This window comes from Nitratireductor indicus C115, assembly GCF_000300515.1.
Lineage (GTDB): Bacteria > Pseudomonadota > Alphaproteobacteria > Rhizobiales > Rhizobiaceae > Nitratireductor > Nitratireductor indicus.
Window position 1 is genome coordinate 188036 of sequence record NZ_AMSI01000008.1, and the last position, 23994, is coordinate 212029.

Genomic DNA, 23994 nt, shown 5'->3' on the forward strand with positions numbered 1-23994 from the left:
TCATGCCGCCAGCAGAAGCAGCCACCGAGCGCCAGCGCATCGACAAGTGGCTGTTTTTTGCGCGTGTCGTGAAGTCGCGCTCGCTTGCCGCCAAACTCGCGCAGGCGGGCGGCGTGCGGGTTAACCGCAACAAGATCGAGCAGGCTGCCTATGCGGTGAAGCCGGGGGATGTGCTGACCATCACCCTTGAGCGTCGTGTTCTCGTCTATCGCGTGCTGGCGCCGGGCACGCGCCGGGGACCTGCCGAGGAAGCGCGTCTCTTATACGAAGATCTTTCGCCAATGCCGTCGGCGACGGGGCCAGGCGCGGAAACGGCTGTCGCGGCGCGAGACCCCGGAACCGGGCGCCCGACGAAGAGAGACCGTCGCCTGCTCGACCGCTGGCGAGATGGGCAATAGATCTGCACCGTCTCGCAAGGGGCGGTGTTTTGTGCCTCGCTGCAAAATTCCCGGCCAGTCGAGGCTGGCGATTGCTGTCTTCAAGCCTGCTGGAGCGTTTGGAGAATTTCGGCCCTGCCAATATCGACTGGGCCACGATTGACCGGGCTTTGAAAAGTCATTCCCCCTGCGACGATTGCGGCGCAACAACGGGCCTTGCAACGGCCTTGCAAAGGGGTTACCTCACCACTCGACATTCGTGAATGCTGTCAGCCGAGAGCGCCAATGACCTATATCGTCACCGACAATTGCATCAAGTGCAAGTATATGGACTGTATAGAAGTCTGTCCGGTGGACTGTTTCTATGAAGGCGACAACATGCTCGTCATTCATCCCGACGAGTGCATCGATTGCGGCGTTTGCGAACCCGAATGTCCGGCAGAAGCCATCAAGCCCGATACTGAGCCGGGCCTAGACCAGTGGTTGCAGATCAATGCCGAATATGCGGAAAAATGGCCGAACATCACGGCCAAGAAAGAGCCGCCGGCCGATGCGAAGGAATTCGACGGGGTCGAAGGCAAGTATGAAAAATACTTCTCGCCGGAGCCGGGCGAGGGCGACTAGCCTGCCCATGTGACCGCCGGATCGGCTTCGTGCCATTTCCGGAATATGGTTCCCGTAATTCGGGAACCTCGGGCAAGAACAAGAACCGGCATGAATGGATGTCGCGCAGCAGTGTTTTGCCGCGACAACTGTGCGCATGCGGCAAATTGTTGATTCTTTCAGCTTTTTGTGATAGGTTCAATTTATCATGCCGGTGACAAAACGTCTTTTTATGGCGCGCACACGAACTCATCACTGAAAGTGGGGCTCAATTCCGGACCAGAACATTCTGGGTCAGGTTGTTTTGGTTTGAGTATCGGGCCTTCGGTGCAGGCGCGATTTTAATCTCTCCGGAGTTGCACTTTCCTTGTGCCCGACAGGCCGGTTGGCGACCGGGTCGTTGGTCTTGCCTTTGGCGATGCTGCGATCCCTTTACAGCGCTGTGCGTTCTCTTGAGTGCACAAAGGCAGCTGTAAGTTATTGAATTTGCGCATCGCGCTTTCCGAAAGCCAGCTCCGGTTTTCGGGGCGGTGGGCTAAGAACAGGAGTGTTAGGCGGATGACCACCCAGCAGAAGAAATCGGCGCAGCGCCAGGGATTCAAGACTGGCGAGTTTATTGTGTATCCGGCGCATGGCGTCGGGCAAATCGTCACAATCGAAGAGCAGGAAGTCGCCGGTCACAAGCTGGAATTGTTCGTCATCGATTTCCAGAAGGACAAGATGCGCCTCAAGGTGCCGGTTGCAAAGGCAACCTCTATCGGCATGCGCAAGCTTTCCGAGACGGATTATGTCGACCGCGCCCTCAAGGTCGTTCAGGGCCGTGCCCGCGTGAAGCGCACCATGTGGTCGCGCCGCGCGCAGGAATATGATGCGAAGATCAATTCGGGCGATCTCATTTCCATCTCCGAGGTGGTGCGCGACCTGTACCGTGCCGACAACCAGCCGGAGCAGTCCTATTCGGAGCGTCAGCTTTATGAAGCAGCGCTCGACCGTATGGCGCGCGAGATCGCTGCCGTGAACCGGATGTCGGAGACCGAGGCGGTTCGCCTCATCGAGGTCAACCTCAACAAGGGTCCGCGCCGCGGCAAGGCCGATAATGAGGAAGCCGAGAAGGAAGAGGCTGCATAAGCCAACCCTCCTAAACTGCTTTTGCGAAACCCGGTCTTTCGAGGCCGGGTTTTTTGTTTGGCTAAAGCGCGACGCGATCTTTCAGGTTCGCCCCTTACGCTTTAAGTCCTTGATCTTACCCATCTCTTCATCCCGGAACCAGCTCCCACTTCCGGGAGACATGCGTAGGTTGCTGGAATGTGCGCCTGGTCGCGCTGGAACTTTTTCTCATTTCGTCACGTTACTTCAGGTGATGTCCGCAAAGGCCGGCCATTTTCATGACCGGTTCGCAGGACATCCGTCATTTGACGCCCTTGCGTGATCCGTTCGGGTGTCAGGGGCGTTCTTACAGATGAGCCGCGCAATCGAGCCGCGCACTGGCGCGCCGATGCGCACTGCCTGGAAAGCGTCACCACTCGCAGTGACTGCGGGCTGGCGCAGCGAACGCGGAGAACGGCACCATGCAGGACCTGGCAGAACGGAAACTCGTTCGGGCGGCCATGAAGGCGCCCTACCTCAATGCGGAAAAAGAGCAGGAACTGGCGGAGCGCTGGTGCGAGAAGCATGACCAGCAGGCACTCCACGAGATTACCATCGCGCATATGAGGCTGGTGATCGCCATGGCTTCGCGCTTCCGCAATTTCGGGCTGCCGGTCGGTGATCTTATCCAGGAGGGTCATATCGGGCTTCTCGAGGCTGCTGCCCGCTTTGATCCCGCCCGAAGCGTTCGCTTTTCCACCTACGCGGCGTGGTGGATCCGGGCTTCCATGCAGGATTATGTCTTGCGCAACTGGTCGATCGTGCGAGGCGGAACGAGCTCCGCCCAGAAGGCTCTTTTCTTCAACTACCGCCGCCTGCGGGCGAAATTACAGAAGAGTACGGGTACGGCGAGCGAAATTCACCGCGAAGCGGCCCAGATACTGGGTGTCTCCGTGGCCGATGTCGCGTTGATGGATGCCCGGCTGTCCGGCTCTGACATATCGTTGAACGCACCCGTGCATGAGGAGGGCGACAACAGCACCGAACGCATGAATTTCCTGCCTTCGGATGAGGCGCCGATTGATGAGACCGTGGAACACAAGATCGATGCGGAGCGCCATTCCATCTGGCTGGCCGATGCGCTCGGTGTGCTCGACGGTCGAGAATTGCAGATCATTCGAGAACGCCGCCTGAGCGAAGACGGGGCGACGCTGGAGGCGCTCGGCAACGAGTTGGGTATTTCCAAGGAACGTGTGCGGCAGATCGAGAACCGCGCGCTGGAAAAACTGCGCACAGCGCTTTCCAATGCGCATCCGGGGCTTGTTGTTTCTCCGGCTTGAACCGGCAGTTCTTCAGTGGCTCGGCGGAAATCCAATGAGCATGCCGAGCGTGTCGAACCACGGCGCAGCGCTCGTGCGTATGTCCTTATCCTGGAACAAATTCCCATTCCCGGGAAACATGCGTTCAATGGAGCATGACCGACGCCACCAGCGCGGTGGATTTCCTCATTCGTCGGTGATGATCTTGACTTTCGTTCCCACCGACGGCGTTCCGCCGGGGCCGAGCGCGTTCAGAAGGCGGAAAAGTTCTACCTTGCGATCAACGCCTTTCATACGGGCGGCAAGGGACCCGAGGGTTTCGCCCGGTTGCACCGTGATGACGCGAATGCGCAAGGGCTTGAGGGCCGCGCGTTCAGTCGACGAGAGAATGCGGAAAGTCTGGCCCACATCGCCCGCAACTGCATCGAGTTCCGTGCTGGTGGCCGGAGCTGCCGTCAGAAGGCGGTAAACCTGCCCTCCGGAGCGGATGACGGTAACGTCGAACTTCCAGTTGTCGGCCGCCGCGCGCGCTTTGGCTGCCGGGCGGCCATTGAGTGTGAATTCACGGATCGAGCCTGGTTCGAGACCAGCCACCCAGCCGCTGGTCAGATATTGCGTCAGCGGTGTGCTTTCGGGGACGGTCGCGCCGTCGAAGCGGATCGCTATGTCGCCCGGACCGACAGCCGTCACGGCCTTGGCCGAATTGTCGATGATGAAGCCATCCGGCACACGAAAAGCCACCCCAAGGCCGGGATGCAGGAAGTCGCGCCCGCGAACGAAGCCTTCTTCGGGGGAGTCCCCGTAGATCATCCCGTCGATACCTGCGAGGAAGGAATCCCGGTCGCGATTGCCGCTGCCGGGCTGTTCCATTTCACGCGCATGGCGCTGAGCAAGCTCGATGCGGCGCGGGGCGTTCGGGTGGCTGGCGAGGAAGTCGAGGCTCGCATCCGTCGCACCGCTCACGCTGCGAAAACCCTGATAGGAATCCATGGCCTGCAGGAAACGCGCTGCCGCAAACGCGTCATAGCCCGAATTCGCCACGGTCTTGATGCCGATGCGGTCTGCTTCCAGCTCCTGGTTGCGGGAGAACTGGGCAAGCCGCAGCTTGCCGCGCACCAGGGCGGACTGCGTCTCGGCATCCTGGCCAAGCACTTCCGTCACCACCTTGTTGGCGAGCTTTTCCTCGGCTTCCTTGCGCTGGCGCTCGATGCCGTGATTGGCAGTCACATGCGCCATCTCATGGGCAAGCACGGCGGCGAGTTCAGCGGAATCATTGGCAAGGGCCAGAAGGCCGCGGGTGACGTAGAGATAGCCGCCGGGCAGCGCGAAAGCGTTGACGTTCGGCGAATTCAGAATGGTGATGCGATAAGCGGGCGCGGTGTTCTGGTCCTCGAAGGTCAGGGAGCCGACCACTTTTGCGACCATCCGTTCCAGCTTCGGATCGGAATATTCGCCACCATAGGTTTGCAGGATACGCGGATGCTGCTGACCCGCCTGACGGGCAAGCCGGTTGCCGCGCGAAACCGAGTCCACGGTGACCGGGTTGGACGACGGCATGAACGCGCCAGTGCTGGCGTCGATCATCTGACAGCCGGAAAGGCTCGTGGCGAAGACAAGGGCAAGGGCCGCGCCGAACGAGTGGCGGCGCGCAACGGACACGGATTTCATTTTGGCGAGCGCTCGCGTGGACAGGACGCGTCCTTCCGGGTTCTTGTTGCCAGTTCTACGGTCACGGCAATGCGGTGACGGCGCATTGGGTTCCCCATCGCACATCTTATCCTATTCGGCGCTGCAAAAAGAACATGCAGGGAAAAAGAGGAATCAATTTGTCCGCACGATATTATCTCTTTTCGCGCCTTCCACCTATGTATCGATTGAAGGCTTCGGAACCGTTACCGGCGAGAAATTCAGATGCCGGGCCGAAACCCGCGACCGTTCCAGCCTCGATGAACACCATCGTCCGGCACAGGCGTTCCGCGTCGCGCGGATCGTGGGTCGCCATCAGGGTGGTCATGGCCTGCTCTTCATGAAGGGCCGCGATCAGATCCAGCATCTCGTCGCGCAAAGCAGGACCGAGCGAGGCAAAAGGCTCATCAAGAAGTAAAACGGGTTGCTTGCGGATCAGGACACGGGCAAGCGCAACACGTTGGCGTTCGCCGCCCGAAAGCGCCTGCGGCAGGCGGGTTTCCTTGCCGGCAAGGCCGGTGCGCCGCAGGGCCTTGCTGACGGCCTCACGGTCTTCCTCCGTCAGCCGCAATGAAGTTGAGCGGCCCAGGCCGACATTCTGGGCAACGGTGAGATGGGAAAAGAGATTGTTTTCCTGAAAAACCATGGAAACCGGTCTGCGGTGAGGCGCAAGGCTGGCAACATCCGCGCCGCCGATCCGGATATGCCCCGAAGCAGGTGTTTCGAAGCCCGCGATGAGGCTCAGAAGCGTCGATTTGCCCGATCCGCTCGGTCCCATCACGGCAACGATGTCGGATGCGGCGAGGGTGAGGTTGAAATTCATGGCCGTTCCGCCCGGATAGGCGAAGCGCACATTCTCCAGGCCGATCCCGGCGCCGTCGGCAGGATTGTTCTTGGCGGTGCTCATTCGGTCTCCTTGCCCAGCCGGTCGGCCAGAAACATCAGCGCCAGACACAACAGGCCGAGGAAAAGGGCAAGCCCTGCCGCGTCCTCGGTGCGATAGGACCCCATGCGCTGCAGGAGCAGGTAAGGCAGGGTCTGCACCTGGTCGCTGCCGAACAGGGCAATGACGCCAAGATCGCCGAAGGACAGCGCCATGGCGAAAGCGAGCGCGGTTGCCGCTGGTCTGCGCAGGGCAGGCCAGTCGACAAGGCGAAAACGGTTCCAGCCGGATATGCCTAGGGCAAGGCACAATCTTTCATGACGGGCGCTTGCGGCATCATAGGCCGGGCGGATCGAGCGGATGGCGAAAGGCATTGCCATGACCGCGTTGACTGTGACGACCATGACCGGCGCAAAGGAAAAAACATCGCCGACATGGCGCAACAGGATGAACCATCCCGCCCCAATCACCAGGGGCGGGACGATGAGCACCATCGCAGCGCCGCTGTCGGTTGCCCGTTCCAGAAAGCCCGGCGACAGAGCGCCGCGCTGCATTTCGAGCGCGCGTCTTGCCGCAACCAGCGCGAGAGAGAGCAGGAGGCACAGCGCTGCCGACAATGCTGCGAAAACGAGGCTTGTCATGGCCGCTTCGCGCACCGCTTCCTCAGCCACCAGGCGGCCGAGTTCGGCCTGTAGCCCGGCAATAACGGTTGCCGCCATCGGGCCTGCGACGAACAGGAATGAGGCGAGGATCAGGGCGGTGTTGAATATGGTTTCACTCATCGAGCGCCAGACCATGCGACGCGGGGCAACAGGCAGGTTCGCATCGCCTGTCAGAGACGCGCCGAGCCTTGTCAGGGCGACGACGATGGAGCCTGCCAGAAGCACCTGGACGAGCGTGAGGGCAAGGGCGCGAGCAGGATCGAAATCGAAGCGCAGTGCCTGGTAGATCGCGACTTCCAGCGTTGTCGCGCGCGGGCCGCCACCCAGAAGCAGGACGATGGTGAAGGAGGTGACGCATAGCATGAACACGAGGCCGGCAATGCCGGGCAGGGCGGCGCGCATTGCCGGCCATTCCAGAAACCGGAACGAGGCGCGGGCGCCCATGCCCAGTTGCGCGGCAAGCCGCCACTGATCGGCGGGAATGCTTTCGAGTGCGTTGAGGAACAGCCGGGCGGCAAGCGGCAGGTTGAAGAAGACATGGGCAACCAGAATGCCCGAAAGGCCGTAGATGCCGGGCCAGCGCTCGCCCGACAGGGCCGTAAAAACGGGCGCGAAGAAACCAGCCCTGCCATAGAGCGCCAGGACGCCGAGGGCGGCAACGATGGCCGGCAGGGCAAGCGGCACGGCAAAGAGCCTTAAAAGGAAAGCGCGGCCGGGAAAGGCAGGATGACGGGCCAGCGCACGGGCAAGCAAGACCGCCGGCAGGACCGAGAGCAGCGTTGACAGAAGCGCCTGCCACAGCGTGAAGCGGGCAATGCGCAGCAGATAATCGTCGAAGGCTTCGAGCGCACCGCCGCTGCTGCCGGTGGCCTCGATGGCCAGTCCGGCAAAGGCGCCCCCAACCAGAAGCGCGACAAGAAAAAGCGCAATCCGGCCGAAGGCGATCCGGCGGTCGGCGACAATCATCGAAGAGCGGCTCAGCGGCTCATCACCGAAAGCCATTCATCGACCCATGCCTTTCGGTTTTCGGCAACCTCTTCAGGCGAGAACTCAAGCGTTTTTGCGGGCTTCACAAGCGTGTCGAAAACGGGATCGAGCGGCTTGGATGTCTTGCCCACGGGGAACATCCAGTTGGTTTCGGGGATCGCGTCCTGAAAGCCGGGGCCGGTCATGAAGGCAAGGAATTTCTCGGCAATCGGGTTTTCTGCGCCCTTGATCGTGCGGGCGGCGACTTCGACCTGAAGGTAATGACCTTCCTCGAAGGCCGCGGCCTTGTAGCGCTCGCTCTTCTCGGCGATCTCGTGATAGGCGGGCGAAGTGGTGTAGGACAGAACCATCGGCACTTCGCCGCTGGTAAAGAGGCCATAGGATTCGCTCCAGCCCGGCGTCACGGTCAGCACCTTGCCCTTCAGTTTTGCCCAGGCATCGGCCGCTTCCTCGCCATAGACGGCTTTCATCCAGAGCAGCAGGCCGAGGCCCGGCGTCGAGGTGCGGGGATCCTGTATGGCGATTTTCAGGTCGCTTTCCGTTTCGACCAGATCCTTCAGGCTGGCCGGCGGCGTGTCGAGAGCCTGGGTGTCATAGACGAAGGCGAAATAGCCATAGTCATAGGGGACGAAAACATCGTCCTGAAAGCCGCCCGGCACCTCCACCGGGCCGGGACCTCCCCCGTGCTTCGCGAAAAGGCCTGTCTCGCGGGCCTCGTGGATCAGGTTGTTGTCGAGGCCGAGAACGATGTCGGCCTTGGTGGATTTGCCTTCAAGCTTTACGCGGTTGAGAAGCGCCACGCCGTCGGCCACCGAGACGAACTCCAGGTCGCAGCTGCATTCCGCCTCGAACGCCTTTTCCACCTGGGGGCCTGGGCCCCATTCGGACGTGAAGCTGTCATAGGTGTAAACGGTGAGTTTGTCCTGCGCCATTGCGGGGACAAGCTGCGCCAATGTGCCGAGAGACAGGGCGCCGAGCGTGGCGATGGTGGAAAGCAGCGTGGTCGAGCGCATCAGGCGCCTCCTCTCAGGTTTCGGGGAATGAGGCGCCGGGGTAAAGCGTCTAATCCCTCCGCCGGTGCAAACCGGATCAGGTTCAGCGGGTTGGCCGGGTTTCCCAGGCCTCTCAGCCGGCATGTGCCAGCACCCCGTTAGAGCGCCCGGAAGATAGGGCGCGCCCGGAATGCACGCAAGGGGAGACTTGGATGGCAAGACGCTGGCCCGGCTCCCGGAGAAAGACAGCGATCGGCGTTGGCGATGGCGCGGGGCCATGATAATGGCCACGCCATGAGCCGTTTTACACTTCTCCTTGGGGGCGATCTCGTTCGCACGCGGGCACTCGATGCCGCGATTGCGCAGACGCGCGTCATCGCGGTCGATTCCGGCATGATGCATGCATCTGCCCTTGGGCTGGAGCCCGAGCTCTGGGTGGGCGATTTCGATTCCGTGGACGATGCTCTCCTGACCAGCCATGACCGTGTTCCGCGCCGGGTCTATCCGCCCGAGAAGGACAAGACGGATGGCGAGCTGGCCATTGCCATCGCCGTGGAAGCGGGGGCTTCCAGCCTGTTGCTCGCCGGTGCCTTCGGCGGCGAGCGGCCGGACCATATGTTCCTGCATTTCACGCAGGCGCTTGCCCTGTGCAATGAGGGGCTCGACGTGACGCTGACCAGCGGTACGCAGGAAGGCATTCCGCTGTCGCTCGGGCGGCGGCATGTCTTCGAGTACCCGCAGGGCATGATGTTCTCCATCCTCGCCTTTTCCGAACTCTCCGGGCTGACAGTTGAGAATGCGAAGTGGCCGCTCGACGCGGTGGAGGTGCCTTTCGGTTCCTCGCTCACGCTTTCCAATGTCGTGGACGGCCAGCTTGCCGTCACACTCGAACGGGGTCGTGCGCTGCTCGTCGCGCATCTGCCGGCCGACAAGGATCACTGATACATGGCGCCTCCGCTTCTGAAACTCGATGGTATCCGGCTGACCTTCGGCGGTACGCCGCTGCTTGACGGTACTGGCCTCATGGTGGGGCCGGGCGAGCGCGTGGCGCTGGTCGGACGCAACGGCTCCGGCAAGTCGACCTTGTTGAAGATTGCCGCAGGTCTTGTGGAGCCGCAGGATGGCGAGGTGTTTCGCCAGCCGACCGCGACTGTGCGCTATCTGCCGCAGGCACCGGACTGGCAGGGTTTTTCGACCGTACGGGCCTATGTGGAGGCGGGCCTCGGGCCAGCCGACGACATCAACCGCGTGGCGCTGGTGATTGACCGTCTGGGACTGACCGGTGAGGAAGATCCCGCAACGCTTTCAGGTGGCGAGGCACGCCGGGCCGCACTTGCCCGTGTGCTCGCGCCGGAGCCCGATCTTCTTCTGCTCGACGAGCCGACAAACCACCTCGACCTTGCCACCATCGAGTGGCTCGAAGACGAGCTGCAGCGCTCGACCTCCGCTCTGGTGACGATTTCGCACGACCGGCGATTTCTTGAAAAGGTGAGCCGTTCAACCGTTTGGCTCGACCGGGGCGTGACGCGGCGTATCGACAAGGGCTTTGCCCATTTCGAGGACTGGCGCGACAAGCTTCTTGAGGAAGAAGAGCGTGATCATCAGAAGCTCGGACGGCAGATCGCCCGCGAGGAGCACTGGCTGCGCTATGGCGTGACCGCGCGCCGCAAGCGCAATGTGCGCCGGCTGGGCGAACTCCACGCGCTGCGAGAGCGCCACAGCACCCACCGCCGGGCGGAAGGCGTCGCCACCATGACGGCCAGCGATGCGGCGGAATCCGGCAAGCTGGTGATCGAGGCCAAGGGGCTTGTCAAAAGCTATGACGGGCTGACCGTGGTCCGTGATTTTTCCACACGCATTCTGCGGGGTGATCGGGTGGGCCTCGTCGGGCCGAACGGGGCCGGCAAGACAACGCTCATCAACCTGTTGACGGGCATGCTGGAGCCGGATGCGGGCACGGTGCGGCTCGGCGCCAATCTGGAAATCGCCATGCTCGACCAGAAGCGGGCGCTCGATCCGCAGGAAACGCTGGCGCATTTCCTGACCGATGGGCGTGGCGACAGTGTGGTGGTCAATGGCGAGGAGCGCCATGTCGTCTCCTATATGAAGGACTTCCTGTTCAAGCCGGAGCAGGCGCGCACGCCAATCCGCGAGCTCTCGGGCGGCGAGCGGGCCCGGCTCGTTCTGGCCCGCCTCCTGGCCAGACCGGCCAATCTTCTGGTGCTGGACGAGCCGACCAACGATCTCGACATGGAGACGCTCGACCTTCTGCAGGAACTGGTCGAAGGCTTTCCCGGAACGGTTCTGCTTGTCAGCCATGATCGCGATTTTCTCGACCGGACCGTGACGAGCACCATCGCGCCGGCTGGCGATGGACGCTGGATCGAATATGCGGGCGGCTATTCCGATATGATGGCGCAGCGCAAGGGCGAGGAACTTGAGCGCCGCAAGACGCGTACGGCGAGCGAAAACGCCAAGCCGAAATCCGCTGAGCCGGCGCAGAAGGCGGGATCGAAAAAGCTGTCCTACAAGCAGAAATTCGCTCTTGAGACCTTACCGCAGAAGATCGAGGCGCTGACCGGCGAGATCGAGACGCTGGAAGCAAAACTCTCCGACCCGGCACTTTATGCGCGGGATGTGACGGCGTTTGATCGTTTCACCAAGGAGCTCGACGAGAAGCGCATCCTGCGCGAACGCAGCGAAGAGGAATGGCTCGAACTCGAAATGCTGCGCGAGGAGATCGAGGGGGGATAGCGTTTTATGGTTGGCGCTCCCGGTTGTGGTTGATCCCGTTGCAGTGAGGTGTTCTACGCCGTTTTGCGGCCATTGGCCGGGCGTTCACCGGATGCTAACGACACGGGGCGACACTCGCGGGCAGAACGAACGGATGCCCGCCCATGCCAGAAGCCTTTCTCGTCACCGCCCGCCCGGATTTGCAGCGTGCCCGCGTTGAATGGCTGGATGCGCTGGGCGGCGAGCGGCGCTTGTCTGCCCTGACCGTCGAAGCTTATGAGCGGGACACGCGGCAATTTCTCCAATTCCTGACTGGTCATTGCGGCGGTGCGCCGGGCGTTGCGGATATCCGCGAGCTTCGCCCTGCCGATCTGCGCGCTTTCCTTGCCTCCAGACGCGCCAGCGGGGCTGGGGCGCGGACGCTGGGTCGCGGGCTTGCCGGTGTGCGCTCTTTCCTGCGCTTTCTGGAGCGAAGGGGACTGGTCAATGCTGCCGCAGCTTCCGCGCTCAAGGCGCCGCGCGCCCCGCGCGGCCTGCCCAAGCCTCTGACGGCGGTCGATGCCCGTAAGGTGGTTTCCGGCAGCGCGCAGCTCGCCGAAGAACCTTGGATCGCCGCCCGCAATGCGGCCGTTCTGACGCTGCTATACGGCTCTGGCCTGCGCATCGCCGAGGCGCTGGCGCTGACAGGCGCAGATTTTGCCGGCATCGAGCAGGCGGCGCTGCGCGTAACCGGAAAGGGCGGCAAGACGCGGCTCGTGCCGGTGCTGCCCGTCACGTGTGAAGCGGTGAAGGAATATCGCCGGCTCTGCCCTTATCATCTTGGCACGGACGGCCCGCTTTTCCGCGGGGCACGGGGCGGTGCCCTGCAACCTGCAATCATCCAGCGTGAGATGAAGCGCATGCGCTCCGCCCTGAACCTGCCGGAAACGGCGACCCCGCATGCGCTGCGCCATTCGTTTGCCACACATCTTCTGGCGCGGGGTGGTGACTTGCGGGCCATTCAGGAGCTTCTGGGGCATGCTAGCCTTTCCACAACACAGGTCTATACTGGGGTCGATACGGCGCGGCTGATGGAAATTTATGACGCGGCACATCCCCGCGCCTGATGCTGCGACAGATTGCAATTCGAGGGGTGCGATTAACGGTTTCACCGCTTTTGCCCGATAGAATTGAACCATGAATATGCAAACGCCCGTCTCCCATATCGATCGCCTGGCCGACGCCCTGTTCCGGGCCGCTGCCGCGCTGCCATTGCTGCTTCTTCTTGCGCTTGCGGTGGGGCTTGTCCTTGCCCGACCGGCGCGTGCGGACGAGATCGTCTGTACGGGACAGAATCTGATGGAAGAACTCGCCGCGCGCGATCCGGCGTTGCTTGAGAAGGTGCGGCGCGAAGCGGATGCGACACCCAACGGACGAGGGTTGCTCTGGAAGGTCGAGAAGGAGGGGGCTGCCCCTTCCTATCTTTTCGGGACGATGCATATGGCCGACCCGAGGGTTACCATACTGCCGGAAGCCGCCAAAACGGCGTTGGAAGGCGCGCATAGCGTGGTCATCGAGACCACCGACGTGCTCGATGAGCGCGCGATGGCCGGCGCTCTTCTGCAGAACCCCGAACTTTCCATGTTCGTGGGCAAGGAAAGCCTTGGCGACTATCTCAGCGAGGAGGAGCGTCAGCTCGTCGATGAGGCCCTGTCGAAGATGGGCATCTCCTTCACCAGCATCCAGAAAATGAAACCCTGGATGCTGATTTCGCTCATCGCTCTTCCGCAGTGCGAATTGGAGCGTAAGGCGGCGGGCATGGCCATACTCGACCTCAAGCTCGCGCGTGAAGCGACCGCGGATGGCAAGGAGTTGCTCGGCCTGGAAACCGCCGTCGAACAGTTTTCCGCGATGGCGAGCCTGCCCATGTCGCTGCACACGCGGGGGCTGGTGCAGACGGTCAAGCTTGGTAATCACATCGAGGATGTGATGGAAACCATGATCGACCTTTATGCGCAGGGTGAGACCGGCATGTTCTGGCCGCTCATCCGCGTGGTGCTGCCGGGCGGGGAAAAGGATGCGGAGGATTATGCGGCGTTCGACCAGGCGCTGGTGCGGGCCCGGAACGGTGTGATGGCCGAGCGCGCGCGACCGATCCTCGACAAGGGCGATGCGTTCATCGCGGTCGGCGCTTTGCATCTGCCCGGCGATGAAGGGCTGATCGAGCTTCTGCGCAGGGCGGGTTATACGGTGACCCGCGCGGATTGACGGATTGGCTTCATCCTCATCTCTTTGCAAGCAGGAAGACGATGAGGGCGGCTCCATTCGAAGCCTTGCCGGCTAATTGAACTGTGCTATTCTTTCAAACGGGGTCGCCGGAGGGCGGCCCTTTTGCGTTCAGGGGTGAGGCGGGCGCAAGACGTTTGAGGAGATGGCATGAGCGAGGACGACGAAAAGCGGGAACCGGAGAAGGACACCGCATTTTCCGGTGGAACCAAGGGCTTTGTCATCGGAGCCCTTGGCGCGGCCATCGTTATTCTGATCGTTATGGCGCTCCGGGGGACGTGAACGCCCCCAGATCATTCCGTGGCGATCACATGTGGATCGGTTTGGAGAAGGTCGCCAGCGCCGCTTCCTTGACGGCTTCCGACATGGTCGGGTGCGCATGGCAGGTGCGGGCTAGATCTTCCGACGATCCGCCGAATTCCATCAGGACTGCGGCCTCGTGGATCATTTCGCCGGCCCCGAAGCCGAGGATGTGGACGCCCAGAACGCGGTCGGTCTTCTTGTCGGCGAGGATTTTCACGAAGCCGTCGGTCTTGAGCATGGCACGGGCACGGCCATTGGCGGAGAAGGGGAACTTGCCGACCGAATATTCGATACCGGCCTTCTTGAGTTCTTCCTCCGTCTTGCCTACGGAGGCCACTTCCGGGCTCGTGTAGACGACGCCGGGGATAACGTCGTAATTCACATGGCCCGCCTGGCCGGCCAGCATCTCGGCAACGGCCACGCCTTCTTCCTCGGCCTTGTGGGCGAGCATCGGGCCGGCGATCACGTCACCGATGGCATAGATGCCTTCCACATTGGTGCGGAAGTGGCTGTCGGTCTTCACGCGGCCGCGCTCATCAAGGGCGATGCCCACCTCCTCAAGGCCAAGCCCCTCAGTGTAGGGTTTGCGGCCCGTGGCGACCAGAACGACATCGGCCTCGAGTGTTTCTGCGTTGCCGCCCTTCGCAGACTCGAAGGTGACCTTGGCGCCCTTGCCGGCCTTGGACACATCGGTAACCTTGGCACCGAGCTTGAAGTCGAAACCCTGCTTGGCGAGCATGCGCTGGAACTGCTTGGCAATCTCGCCGTCCATGCCGCCGAGAATGGAATCGAGATATTCGACCACCGTGACCTTGGCGCCGAGGCGTGCCCAAACGGAGCCGAGCTCAAGGCCAATCACGCCGCCGCCGACCACAACCAGATGTTCCGGCACCTTGGAAAGTTCCAGCGCGCCGGTGGAGGAGACGACGACCTTCTCGTCGAATTTCACCTCGACGCCGGGAATGCCGGCAACGGCGGAGCCGGTGGCGATCACAATGTTCTTCGTCTCGACCGTCTCGACCTTGCCATCCTCGGATTTCACCGAAACCTTGCCCTTGCCGGCAACACTGCCGGAGCCGCGGAAGATGTCGATCTTGTTCTTCTTCATCAGGAAGTCGAGACCCTTGGTGTTCTGCTCGACAGTCTTGACGCGATGCTCCATCATCTTCTTCAGATTGAGCTTCGGCTTGCCGACTTCGACACCGAGTTCCGGCAGGGAGTGTTCCGCCTCGGCGAACATTTCGGTGGCATGCAGCAGTGCCTTGGAGGGAATGCAGCCGACGTTGACGCAGGTGCCGCCATGGGTCGGCAGCTTCTCCACCACCGCCGTCTTGAGGCCGAGCTGGGCGGCCTTGATGGCGCAGACATAGCCGCCCGGGCCGGTTCCGATCACGACGACATCATAGGACATTTCTTTGCCTTTCCTGCATTTGCGCGGCGGGCAAGGAGCCCTCGCGAAGGTCTATGCGCACCGTTTGCGGTGCTTGTTGAAACATGGCCGGCGTCCGGCCGTTCGGTTCATTATTCCTGGCATCCGCTCAGCGCGTAGACATCCCACCGGGGCAGGGTTGTCTTGCCGTCATTCAAGGGACCGCTGTCGAGGGCACGCGCCAGGTCTGGAAACAGAAGCCTTTCTGCCGCGGCCTCGCCACTTAGGGGGATGAGGCCGATCGTGCCTTCCTTGTCGAGTGCGTAGACGACACCCTGCCAATGGGTGCAGGCGGCGATTTCCTCGCCGGTCTGGTCGCCCTCGGGGCAATTCAGCATCAGCGAGCCATAGGCGCGCGCCGGCTCGTCCGACCACATGACCATGCCATCGAGCATCAGACCCTCGCGGGTAATGAGGCGAAAGCTGTTGGCGACGATGGCGGCTTCGGTTTCCGGTCGAAAGTCTATCGAGGTATCGCCGTCCACCTCGCTGTAGACGGCGAGTTCCTGCGGGCAGGCAGCAAGCGCCTGACCTGAAAGGCCGGCGGTGGCGAGAACAGAGAAGAATGCCGTCGCCAACCGCATGGCGGATGTCTTCCGGCAGAGCTCCAACGGCGTCTTCATTCCTGCATCCCGAGCGTGTCGAAGGGCGAGGATGAAGGCAGGCGCCGTTGTGAGCCGACCGGAAATCATTTCGCTTAGAGATCGAGAACCAGACGCTCGGGATCCTCAAGCACATCCTTGATGCGCACGAGGAAGGTCACGGCCTCCTTGCCGTCGACGATGCGGTGATCGTAGGACAGGGCAAGATACATCATCGGGCGGATGACGATCTGGCCGCCGACGACCATCGGACGCTCCTGGATCTTGTGCATGCCCAGGATGCCCGACTGAGGTGCATTCAGGATCGGGGTCGACATCAGCGAACCGTAGACGCCACCATTCGAGATGGTGAAGGTACCGCCCTGCATGTCGGCCATGGAAAGCTTGCCGTCGCGCGCGGCGAGGCCCAGCCTGCCGATTTCCTTTTCGATCTCTGCAATGCCCATGCGGTCCGCATCTCGCACCACCGGCACGACCAGTCCGCGGTCGGTGCCGACCGCGACGCCGATGTGGCAGAAGTTCTTGTAGATCAGGTCGGTGCCGTCGATCTCGGCGTTGACGGCCGGAATCTCCTTGAGCGCGTAGCACACGGCCTTGGTGAAGAAGCCCATGAAACCGAGCTTCACGCCATGCTTCTTCTCGAAGAGGTCTTTGTACTTCTTGCGCAGTTCCATAACCGCCGTCATGTCCACCTCATTGAAGGTGGTCAGCATGGCCGCGGTCGCCTGGGCGTCCTTGAGGCGGCGGGCGATGGTCTGGCGCAGGCGCGTCATCTTCACGCGTTCCTCGCGCGCCTCATCCTCGACGGGGGAGGCGGGGCGGGCAACCTTCGGGGTCTCTGCGGGCTGGCTTGGGGCGCCGCGCTCGAGCGCTGCGAGCACATCGCCCTTCAGCACCTGACCTTCCTTGCCGGAACCGGCAACGTCGGAAGCCTTGAGGCCCTGTTCGGTCATCAGCTTCTGTGCGGATGGCGCAGGCGGACGACCGCTTTCGGCGGGCTTGGCGGGGGCGGGCGAAGCAGCGGCCGGCTTTTCAGCAGCCGGAGCGGCGGCACCGGCGGATGCGCCCTGCTCGATGCGCAGGAGCAGCGAGCCGACGGCAACCTCGTCACCGGAGGAAACCATGAGCTCACGGATCACGCCGTCGACGGGCGACATGACTTCCTGTGCCGCCTTGTCTGTCTCCAGTTCGAGCAGCGCTTCATCGGTCTTCACCGCGTCGCCGACCTTCTTGTAGATCTCGCCGACCTGTGCCTCGGTGACGGATTCACCCGCCGATGGGACGTTCACCTCGACGATCTGTCCGCCGCCAGCCATCTTTGTCTCCTGGTTCTCTTTGGCGCCGGGCTTTCCGCTTCCGGCCTTGTCAGTCTCAGTTTTCGGTTTGGCTCCGCCTGCGGCAATCATGCCGAGAAGCGCGCCGACTTCAACGGTTTCGCCCTCCTGGGCGGCGATTTCCTCAAGCGTGCCGGCGGCAGGCGCCGGCACTTCGATGGAAACCTTGTCGGTTTCAAGCTCAACGAGCGGTTCGTCGGTGGCGATTGCATCGCCCACCTTCTTCATCCAGCGCGCAATGGTTGCTTCGGCAACGGATTCCCCAAGCGTGGGAACGCGAATTTCGGTCGCCATTTGCTTTCTCCGTCGCTTCTACTGGTTGCCCAGCGCGTCTTCGAGGAACGCTTCGAGCTGCGCCATGTGCTTCGACATCAGGCCGGTGGCGGGCGATGCCGCGGCCGGACGGCCAGTGTAGCGCACGCGGGTGTTCTTGGCACCGATGTGTTGCAGCACCCATTCAAGATAGGGGTCGATGAAGGACCATGCGCCCATGTTCTTGGGTTCTTCCTGGCACCACACCATCTCCGCATTCTTGAAACGCGACAGCTCCGTGATCAGCGCCTTGGCCGGGAACGGATAAAGTTGTTCGACGCGCAGCAGGTAGACATCGTCGATGCCGCGCTTCTCGCGCTCCTCGTAAAGATCGTAATAGACCTTGCCCGAGCACATGACGACGCGGCGGATCTTGGAATCCTTCACCAGCTTGATCGGCTGGTCCTTCAGATATTCCGCATCGTCCCACAGCAGGCGGTGGAAGGCGCTTTCGCCCGCCAGTTCGCTCAGCGTCGACACGCAGCGCTTGTGGCGCAGGAGCGACTTCGGCGTCATCAGGATCAGCGGCTTGCGGAAGTCGCGCTTCAACTGACGGCGCAGAATATGGAAGTAGTTGGCGGGCGTGGTGCAGTTCGCCACCTGCATGTTGTCCTCGGCGCACATCTGGAGCCAGCGTTCCAGGCGAGCCGAAGAGTGCTCCGGGCCCTGGCCCTCATAGCCATGGGGCAGAAGGCAGACGAGGCCGGACATGCGCAGCCATTTGCGTTCGCCCGAGGAAATGAACTGGTCGAACACGACCTGTGCACCGTTGGCGAAGTCGCCGAACTGGGCTTCCCAGAGGGTGAGCGCGCGCGGCTCGGCCAGCGAGAACCCGTATTCGAAACCGAGCACGGCTTCTTCGGAGAGCATCGAGTTGATGACCTCGTAATAGGCCTGTTGCGGTCCCAGATTGTTGAGCGGGATATAGCGGTTTTCGTCGCGCTGGTCGTAGAGCACGGAATGGCGCTGCGAGAAGGTGCCGCGCTCCGAATCCTGACCGGAAAGACGCACAGGGTTTCCATCGAGCAGTATCGAACCGTAGGCGAGCGCCTCGGCGGTCGCCCAGTCGATGCCCTCGCCCGAATCGATCATCTTCTGGCGGTTGCCCATGAAGCGCTGGATCGTCTTGTGCGCCTCGAAATCCTCCGGGACCTCGGTGAGCTTCTTGCCGATCTCCTTCAGCGACTTGAGCGGCACGGCGGTCTTGCCGCGGCGCTGCTCGTCCTCGTCGTCGGCCTTCTTGAGACCCGACCACACACCGTCCAGCCAGTCGGCCTTGTTCGGCTTGTAGGCCTGGCCCGCCTCGAACTCGGTCTCCAGATGCTGGCGCCAGTCGCTACGCATCTTGTCGATGTCGGCCTCGGTGACCACGTTTTCCGCCAGCATCTTGCGGGCATAGATCGCACCGGTGGTCTCATGCGCGCGGATCTTGCGGTACATGATCGGCTGGGTGAATGACGGCTCGTCGCCCTCGTTATGGCCGTAACGGCGGTAGCAGAACATGTCGATGACCACCGGCTTGTGGAAGGTCATGCGGAACTCGGTCGCCACCTTGGCCGCGTAGACCACCGCTTCGGGATCGTCGCCGTTCACGTGGAAGATCGGCGCTTCGATCATCTTTGCCACATCGGAAGGATAGGGCGATGAGCGTGAGAGGCGCGGATTGGTAGTGAAACCGATCTGGTTGTTGATGATGAAATGCACGGTGCCGGCAACGCGGTGTCCACGCAGGCCCGACAGACCGAAGCATTCCGCCACGACGCCCTGGCCCGCGAAGGCGGCGTCGCCGTGGATCAGAAGCGGCATGACGCGGGCGCGCTCTTCCTGCGGCACCACTTCCTCGCGCTTGCGCCCGAAAACCTGGTCCTGCTTGGCGCGGGCCTTGCCCATGACGACCGGGTTGACGATTTCGAGATGCGAGGGGTTTGCGGTCAGCGACAGGTGAACCTTGTTGCTGTCGAATTCGCGGTCGGAGGAGGCACCGAGATGGTACTTCACGTCGCCGGACCCTTCCACATCGTCGGGAGCGAAGGAACCGCCCTTGAACTCGTGGAAGATCGCCCGGTGCGGCTTCGCCATGACCTGGGAGAGAACGTTGAGGCGGCCGCGGTGGGCCATGCCGAGCACGATCTCCTTGAGGCCCATCTGGCCGCCACGCTTGATGATCTGTTCCAGCGCGGGGATCAGCGCCTCGCCACCGTCGAGACCGAAGCGCTTCGTGCCCTTGTACTTGACGTCGATGAACTGCTCGAAGCCCTCGGCCTCGACCAGCTTCTGCAGGATGGCGCGCTTGCCGTTTATGGTGAAATCGACGCCCTTGTCCGGCCCTTCGATACGCTCCTGAATCCATGCCTTCTCCGCGGGGTTGGAGATGTGCATGAACTCGACGCCGAGCGTCGAGCAGTAGGTGCGCTTCAGGATATCGAGCATTTCGCGGATGGTCGCGGTCTCGAGGCCCAGCACATGGTCGATGAAGATCGGGCGGTCGTAGTCGGCCTCGGTGAAACCGTAGGCGGCCGGCGACAGCTCATTATAGTCCTCGAGCGGCTTGGCGATGCCGAGCGGATCGAGATTGGCATGCAGATGGCCGCGCATGCGGTAAGCGCGGATCATCATGATGGCGCGGACGGAATCGCGGGTCGCCTGCAACACCTGGTCGGCGGAAAGCTCCGCCCCGGCTTTGGCAGCCTTGTCCTTGATCTTGCCGTCGAAATGCTTTTCCAGCTTGCCCCAGTCGCCATCGAGCGCGGAAACAAGCTCTCCGTTGGCAGTTTCGGGCCAGCCCTTCTTCTTCCAGGAGGCGCCGGCGGCATTCTTCTTCACGTCGGACGTATCGTCCTTCAGCGCGCTGAAGAAATCCTGCCAGTCCTCGCTGACGGAGGCAGGGTTGTCCTTGTAGCTGGCATAAAGCTCCTCGATATAGGCGGCGTTGCCGCCGTAGAGGAACGAGGTGAGTGACATTTCGTCGTTGGCCTGATCTTGCCGTGCCATCGTGATTCCCGGATTTCGGTCCGGCTCCTTGTCGCCGGCGTTATCGGCCGGCCAGTCGCGTTATGCCGGCTGCCGTCCCCGCGGCAAGCCGGCTCTCAACCAGTTCAGCCCTTGATCGCCTCGACAAGCGTCTGGCCCAGGCGCGCCGGCGACGGCGACACCTTGATGCCAGCCGCTTCCATGGCGGCGATCTTGTCTTCAGCGCCACCCTTGCCGCCGGAGATCACGGCGCCGGCATGGCCCATGGTGCGTCCGGGAGGGGCGGTGCGGCCCGCGATGAAACCGGCCATCGGTTTCTTGCGGCCCTTCTTGGCCTCGTCGCGCAGGAACTGGGCTGCTTCTTCCTCAGCCGATCCGCCGATCTCGCCGATCATGATGATCGACTGGGTCTCGTCGTCCGCGAGGAACATCTCCAGCACGTCGATGAACTCGGTGCCCTTGACCGGGTCGCCGCCGATGCCCACGGCCGTGGTCTGGCCGAGGCCTGCATTGGTGGTCTGGAACACAGCTTCATAGGTAAGCGTGCCGGAGCGCGAAACAACACCCACGGAGCCCTTCTTGAAGATGTTGCCCGGCATGATGCCGATCTTGCACTCGTTGGGCGTGAGGACGCCCGGGCAGTTCGGGCCGATAAGGCGCGACTTCGACTTGTCGAGCTTCGCCTTCACATGGACCATGTCCATCACCGGAATGCCTTCCGTGATGCAGACGATGAGCGGAATCTCGGCCTCGATGGCTTCGATGATGGCCGCTGCCGCGCCTGCCGGGGGCACGTAGATGACCGAAGCGTCGGCGCCGGTCTTCTCCTTGCCTTCGGCAACGGATGCAAAGATCGGCAGTTCCTGGCCGCCCGAACCTGTCCACTTGGTGCCACCCTTCTTGGGGTGGATGCCGCCGACCATCTGCGTGCCGTGATAGGCGAGCGCCTGTTCGGTGTGGAAAGTTCCGGTCTTGCCGGTCAGGCCCTGAACGAGAACCTTGGTGTCTTTGTTGACGAGAATGGACATCTTGGCTCAGTTTCCCTTAACGGCTGCAACGATCTTCTTGGCGGCGTCGTCGAGATCATCGGCGGCGATCACGTTGAGACCGCTTTCGTTGATGATCTTCTTGCCAAGGTCGACATTGGTGCCTTCGAGGCGGACAACCAGCGGAACCTTGAGGCCCACTTCCTTGACGGCGGCGACAACGCCTTCGGCGATGACGTCGCAGCGCATGATGCCGCCGAAGATGTTGACCAGGATGCCCTTCACGGCCGGATCGGCGGTGATGATCTTGAAGGCGGCCGTCACCTTCTCCTTGGAAGCGCCACCACCAACGTCGAGGAAGTTGGCGGGCTCGGCTCCGTAGAGTTTGATGATGTCCATCGTGGCCATCGCAAGGCCGGCGCCGTTGACCATGCAGCCGATATTGCCGTCCAGCGCCACATAGGCGAGGTCGTATTTGGAGGCTTCGATTTCCTTTTCGTCTTCCTCAGTCGTGTCGCGCAGGGCGACCACGTCCTCGTGACGGAACAGCGCGTTGCCGTCGAAGGAGACCTTGGCGTCGAGAACGCGCAGGCGGCCGTTCTCCATGACGATCAGCGGGTTCACTTCGAGAAGGCTCATGTCCTTCTCGGTGAAGGCCTTGTAGAGGATCGGGAACAACGTCTCGCCGTCCTTCGCCGCCTGGCCGTCGAGCTTCAGCGCCTCGTTGAGCTTCTTCACGTCAGCGGCCGTGACGCCCGCCTCGGGATCGATGGCCAGCGTGAAAATCTTCTCCGGGGTTTCCTCGGCCACAGCCTCGATGTCCATGCCACCTTCGGTCGAGACGACGAAGGCGGGACGGCCGACGGTGCGGTCGATGAGGATGGAGAGATACAGTTCGCGGTCGATATCCGCGCCGTCCTCGATGTAAAGGCGGTTCACCTGCTTGCCGGCAGGGCCGGTCTGCTTGGTGACGAGGGTGTTGCCCAGCATCTCGTTGGTGTGAGCGACGACTTCCTCGACGCTCTTTGCCAGACGCACGCCGCCCTTGGCGTCAGGGCCGAGTTCCTTGAACTTGCCCTTGCCGCGACCGCCGGCATGAATCTGGCTCTTCACCACATAGAGCGGTCCGGGGAGCTTCTTGGCGGCAGCCTCGGCCTCGCCCTTCTGGAAAACCGGCACGCCATCGGCAACGGGAGCGCCGTAGCCCTTCAAAAGCTGCTTGGCCTGATACTCGTGAATGTTCATGGGTAGGCCTACTCCTACTTCTTCAGATTGGGAGCGATGTTGGCGCAGGCCTCGCACAGGCCGGCAACGGCCTCGACGGACTTGTCGAACATCTTCTGCTCGTTCTTGTTCAGATCGATCTCGATGACGCGCTCGACGCCGCCGGCGCCGATGACGGTCGGAACACCGACATACATGTTCTTGACGCCATACTGGCCGGAAAGGTGGGCCGCGCAGGGCAGGACGCGCTTCTTGTCCTTCAGGTAGCTCTCGGCCATGGCGATCGCCGAGGAGGCCGGGGCGTAATAGGCGGAGCCGGTCTTCAGGAGGCCGACGATTTCCGCGCCGCCATCACGGGTGCGCTGGAGGATCTCTTCGATACGCTCCTTGGTGGCCCAGCCCATCTTCACCAGATCCGGGATCGGAATGCCGGCGACGGTGGAATAGCGGGTGAGGGGAACCATGGAATCGCCATGGCCGCCCAGAACGAAGGCCGTCACGTCCTCGACGGAAACCTTGAACTCTTCCGACAGGAAGTAACGGAAGCGCGCGGAGTCGAGCACGCCGGCCATGCCGACCACATGGGTCTTGGGCAGGCCCGAGAACTTCTGCAGCGCCCAGACCATGGCGTCGAGCGGGTTGGTGATGCAGATGACGAAGGCGTTGGGGGCATATTTCTTGATGCCTGCGCCGACCTGTTCCATGACCTTGAGGTTAATGCCCAGAAGGTCGTCGCGGCTCATGCCCGGCTTGCGGGCAACGCCGGCGGTGACGATGCAGACGTCAGCGCCTTCGATGGCGGAATAGTCGTTGGCGCCCGACATCCTGGCGTCGAAGCCCTCGACGGGTGCGGACTCTGCGATATCCAGCGCCTTGCCCTGGGGGATGCCTTCGGCGATGTCGAATAGAACGACGTCGCCCAGTTCCTTCAAGCCCGCCAGATGGGCGAGCGTGCCACCGATCATGCCGGAGCCGATGAGAGCGATCTTATGGCGTGCCATTTGGTAAGGTTTCCCCCTTGTGTCGAAAGGATAGGTGAGATGTGTGAAGAGAATTTGCGCGCGTTGCGAGGTGCCCGTGCTTTGTCACGTCGATACACTTCAGGCCCATATTACATCGAGACCATCCGGTCTCACACCTGGCATTTTCGGCCCGGCTCATGTCCGCATGGCTCTGTCAATCAGCCGTCCTGCAATACGCAAACTGGCAGATAAATTCAACCGATTCTTGCGGGGCTAAAG

The 23994-nt window shown here is 62.1% G+C and carries 20 protein-coding genes and 1 riboswitch; of the genes, 9 read left to right on the top strand and 11 right to left on the bottom strand.

From position 1 onward, the window contains the following. Positions 1–2: 2 nt before the first annotated feature. The 4 genes from NA8A_RS13335 (at position 3) to NA8A_RS13350 (ending at position 3406) form a co-directional block, all read left to right on the top strand. Complete coding sequence (locus tag NA8A_RS13335; protein ID WP_009450836.1) at positions 3–398, top strand: RNA-binding S4 domain-containing protein; 396 nt, start codon at positions 3–5, stop codon at positions 396–398. A 264-nt stretch (positions 399–662) separates the two neighbouring features. Continuing rightward, a complete protein-coding gene (gene fdxA / locus NA8A_RS13340; protein ID WP_009450837.1) occupies positions 663–1001 on the top strand; it encodes a ferredoxin FdxA in 339 nt (112 codons plus the stop codon). Between the two features lie 537 nt (positions 1002–1538). Further along, positions 1539–2108, top strand: coding sequence for a CarD family transcriptional regulator (locus NA8A_RS13345; RefSeq protein ID WP_009450838.1), 570 nt, complete (start codon positions 1539–1541; stop codon positions 2106–2108). 440 nt (positions 2109–2548) lie between these two features. Further along, positions 2549–3406: an RNA polymerase factor sigma-32 gene (locus NA8A_RS13350; protein WP_009450839.1), complete on the top strand. Its 858-nt coding sequence runs from the start codon at positions 2549–2551 to the stop codon at positions 3404–3406. A gap of 165 nt (positions 3407–3571) precedes the next feature. Here the strand turns inward: NA8A_RS13350 and NA8A_RS13355 are convergent, their stop codons facing one another. The 4 genes from NA8A_RS13355 to thiB form a co-directional block, all read right to left on the bottom strand. Next, positions 3572–5053 carry a M48 family metalloprotease gene (locus NA8A_RS13355; RefSeq protein ID WP_009450840.1) on the bottom strand — a complete coding sequence of 494 codons (1482 nt, stop codon included), beginning with the start codon at positions 5051–5053 and terminating at the stop codon, positions 3572–3574. 172 nt (positions 5054–5225) lie between these two features. After that, entirely contained in the window at positions 5226–5978 is a 753-nt protein-coding gene (gene thiQ, locus NA8A_RS13360; protein ID WP_009450841.1) for a thiamine ABC transporter ATP-binding protein, read from the bottom strand. Beyond that, entirely contained in the window at positions 5975–7618 is a 1644-nt protein-coding gene (thiP, locus tag NA8A_RS13365; RefSeq protein WP_009450842.1) for a thiamine/thiamine pyrophosphate ABC transporter permease, read from the bottom strand. The genes thiQ and thiP overlap by 4 nt, the downstream gene beginning before the upstream one ends. Then, positions 7594–8616: a thiamine ABC transporter substrate binding subunit gene (gene thiB, locus NA8A_RS13370; protein ID WP_009450843.1), complete on the bottom strand. Its 1023-nt coding sequence runs from the start codon at positions 8614–8616 to the stop codon at positions 7594–7596. Before thiB ends, thiP begins: the two co-directional genes overlap by 25 nt. A gap of 36 nt (positions 8617–8652) precedes the next feature. Then, positions 8653–8763: riboswitch (TPP riboswitch) on the bottom strand. Between the two features lie 126 nt (positions 8764–8889). Between thiB and NA8A_RS13375 the strand changes: the two genes are divergently transcribed. From NA8A_RS13375 to NA8A_RS25655, 5 genes are all read left to right on the top strand, one after another. Further along, entirely contained in the window at positions 8890–9537 is a 648-nt protein-coding gene (locus NA8A_RS13375; RefSeq protein WP_040672603.1) for a thiamine diphosphokinase, read from the top strand. A 3-nt stretch (positions 9538–9540) separates the two neighbouring features. Further along, complete coding sequence (locus NA8A_RS13380; RefSeq protein WP_009450845.1) at positions 9541–11349, top strand: ABC-F family ATP-binding cassette domain-containing protein; 1809 nt, start codon at positions 9541–9543, stop codon at positions 11347–11349. A 143-nt stretch (positions 11350–11492) separates the two neighbouring features. Continuing rightward, positions 11493–12434, top strand: a complete 942-nt coding sequence (locus NA8A_RS13385; protein WP_009450846.1) for a tyrosine recombinase XerC — start codon at positions 11493–11495, stop codon at positions 12432–12434. A 70-nt stretch (positions 12435–12504) separates the two neighbouring features. Next, entirely contained in the window at positions 12505–13575 is a 1071-nt protein-coding gene (locus NA8A_RS13390) for a TraB/GumN family protein (RefSeq protein ID WP_009450847.1), read from the top strand. A 168-nt stretch (positions 13576–13743) separates the two neighbouring features. Then, positions 13744–13875, top strand: coding sequence for a hypothetical protein (locus NA8A_RS25655; protein ID WP_276275402.1), 132 nt, complete (start codon positions 13744–13746; stop codon positions 13873–13875). Between the two features lie 25 nt (positions 13876–13900). Here NA8A_RS25655 and lpdA read toward each other — a convergent pair whose 3' ends face one another. The 7 genes from lpdA to mdh form a co-directional block, all read right to left on the bottom strand. Further along, positions 13901–15307 (bottom strand): dihydrolipoyl dehydrogenase, encoded by a 1407-nt coding sequence (gene lpdA, locus NA8A_RS13395; protein WP_009450848.1) that lies wholly within the window; start codon positions 15305–15307, stop codon positions 13901–13903. A 110-nt stretch (positions 15308–15417) separates the two neighbouring features. Then, complete coding sequence (locus NA8A_RS13400) at positions 15418–15948, bottom strand: hypothetical protein (protein WP_240532788.1); 531 nt, start codon at positions 15946–15948, stop codon at positions 15418–15420. Positions 15949–16022: 74 nt separating this feature from the next. Next, the gene (odhB, locus tag NA8A_RS13405) at positions 16023–17555 is read right to left on the bottom strand and encodes a 2-oxoglutarate dehydrogenase complex dihydrolipoyllysine-residue succinyltransferase (RefSeq protein ID WP_009450851.1); all 1533 of its coding nucleotides are present in this window, start codon (positions 17553–17555) and stop codon (positions 16023–16025) included. Positions 17556–17573: 18 nt separating this feature from the next. Further along, positions 17574–20564 carry a 2-oxoglutarate dehydrogenase E1 component gene (locus NA8A_RS13410; protein ID WP_009450852.1) on the bottom strand — a complete coding sequence of 997 codons (2991 nt, stop codon included), beginning with the start codon at positions 20562–20564 and terminating at the stop codon, positions 17574–17576. Positions 20565–20668: 104 nt separating this feature from the next. Beyond that, complete coding sequence (gene sucD / locus NA8A_RS13415) at positions 20669–21571, bottom strand: succinate--CoA ligase subunit alpha (protein ID WP_009450853.1); 903 nt, start codon at positions 21569–21571, stop codon at positions 20669–20671. Positions 21572–21577: 6 nt separating this feature from the next. Then, entirely contained in the window at positions 21578–22774 is a 1197-nt protein-coding gene (sucC, locus tag NA8A_RS13420) for an ADP-forming succinate--CoA ligase subunit beta (RefSeq protein WP_009450854.1), read from the bottom strand. A gap of 14 nt (positions 22775–22788) precedes the next feature. Beyond that, a complete protein-coding gene (gene mdh / locus NA8A_RS13425) occupies positions 22789–23754 on the bottom strand; it encodes a malate dehydrogenase (protein WP_009450855.1) in 966 nt (321 codons plus the stop codon). Between the last annotated feature and the right edge of the window lie 240 nt (positions 23755–23994).

Bases quoted from the DNA above. Each gene is read 5' to 3' on its own strand.
- NA8A_RS13335 (WP_009450836.1), top strand. From the start codon at position 3: ATGCCGCCAGCAGAAGCAGCCACCGAGCGCCAGCGCATCGACAAGTGG.
- fdxA (WP_009450837.1), top strand. From the start codon at position 663: ATGACCTATATCGTCACCGACAATTGCATCAAGTGCAAGTATATGGAC.
- NA8A_RS13345 (WP_009450838.1), top strand. From the start codon at position 1,539: ATGACCACCCAGCAGAAGAAATCGGCGCAGCGCCAGGGATTCAAGACT.
- NA8A_RS13350 (WP_009450839.1), top strand. From the start codon at position 2,549: ATGCAGGACCTGGCAGAACGGAAACTCGTTCGGGCGGCCATGAAGGCG.
- NA8A_RS13355 (WP_009450840.1), bottom strand. From the start codon at position 5,053: ATGAAATCCGTGTCCGTTGCGCGCCGCCACTCGTTCGGCGCGGCCCTT.
- thiQ (WP_009450841.1), bottom strand. From the start codon at position 5,978: ATGAGCACCGCCAAGAACAATCCTGCCGACGGCGCCGGGATCGGCCTG.
- thiP (WP_009450842.1), bottom strand. From the start codon at position 7,618: ATGGCTTTCGGTGATGAGCCGCTGAGCCGCTCTTCGATGATTGTCGCC.
- thiB (WP_009450843.1), bottom strand. From the start codon at position 8,616: ATGCGCTCGACCACGCTGCTTTCCACCATCGCCACGCTCGGCGCCCTG.
- NA8A_RS13375 (WP_040672603.1), top strand. From the start codon at position 8,890: ATGAGCCGTTTTACACTTCTCCTTGGGGGCGATCTCGTTCGCACGCGG.
- NA8A_RS13380 (WP_009450845.1), top strand. From the start codon at position 9,541: ATGGCGCCTCCGCTTCTGAAACTCGATGGTATCCGGCTGACCTTCGGC.
- NA8A_RS13385 (WP_009450846.1), top strand. From the start codon at position 11,493: ATGCCAGAAGCCTTTCTCGTCACCGCCCGCCCGGATTTGCAGCGTGCC.
- NA8A_RS13390 (WP_009450847.1), top strand. From the start codon at position 12,505: ATGAATATGCAAACGCCCGTCTCCCATATCGATCGCCTGGCCGACGCC.
- NA8A_RS25655 (WP_276275402.1), top strand. From the start codon at position 13,744: ATGAGCGAGGACGACGAAAAGCGGGAACCGGAGAAGGACACCGCATTT.
- lpdA (WP_009450848.1), bottom strand. From the start codon at position 15,307: ATGTCCTATGATGTCGTCGTGATCGGAACCGGCCCGGGCGGCTATGTC.
- NA8A_RS13400 (WP_240532788.1), bottom strand. From the start codon at position 15,948: ATGAAGACGCCGTTGGAGCTCTGCCGGAAGACATCCGCCATGCGGTTG.
- odhB (WP_009450851.1), bottom strand. From the start codon at position 17,555: ATGGCGACCGAAATTCGCGTTCCCACGCTTGGGGAATCCGTTGCCGAA.
- NA8A_RS13410 (WP_009450852.1), bottom strand. From the start codon at position 20,564: ATGGCACGGCAAGATCAGGCCAACGACGAAATGTCACTCACCTCGTTC.
- sucD (WP_009450853.1), bottom strand. From the start codon at position 21,571: ATGTCCATTCTCGTCAACAAAGACACCAAGGTTCTCGTTCAGGGCCTG.
- sucC (WP_009450854.1), bottom strand. From the start codon at position 22,774: ATGAACATTCACGAGTATCAGGCCAAGCAGCTTTTGAAGGGCTACGGC.
- mdh (WP_009450855.1), bottom strand. From the start codon at position 23,754: ATGGCACGCCATAAGATCGCTCTCATCGGCTCCGGCATGATCGGTGGC.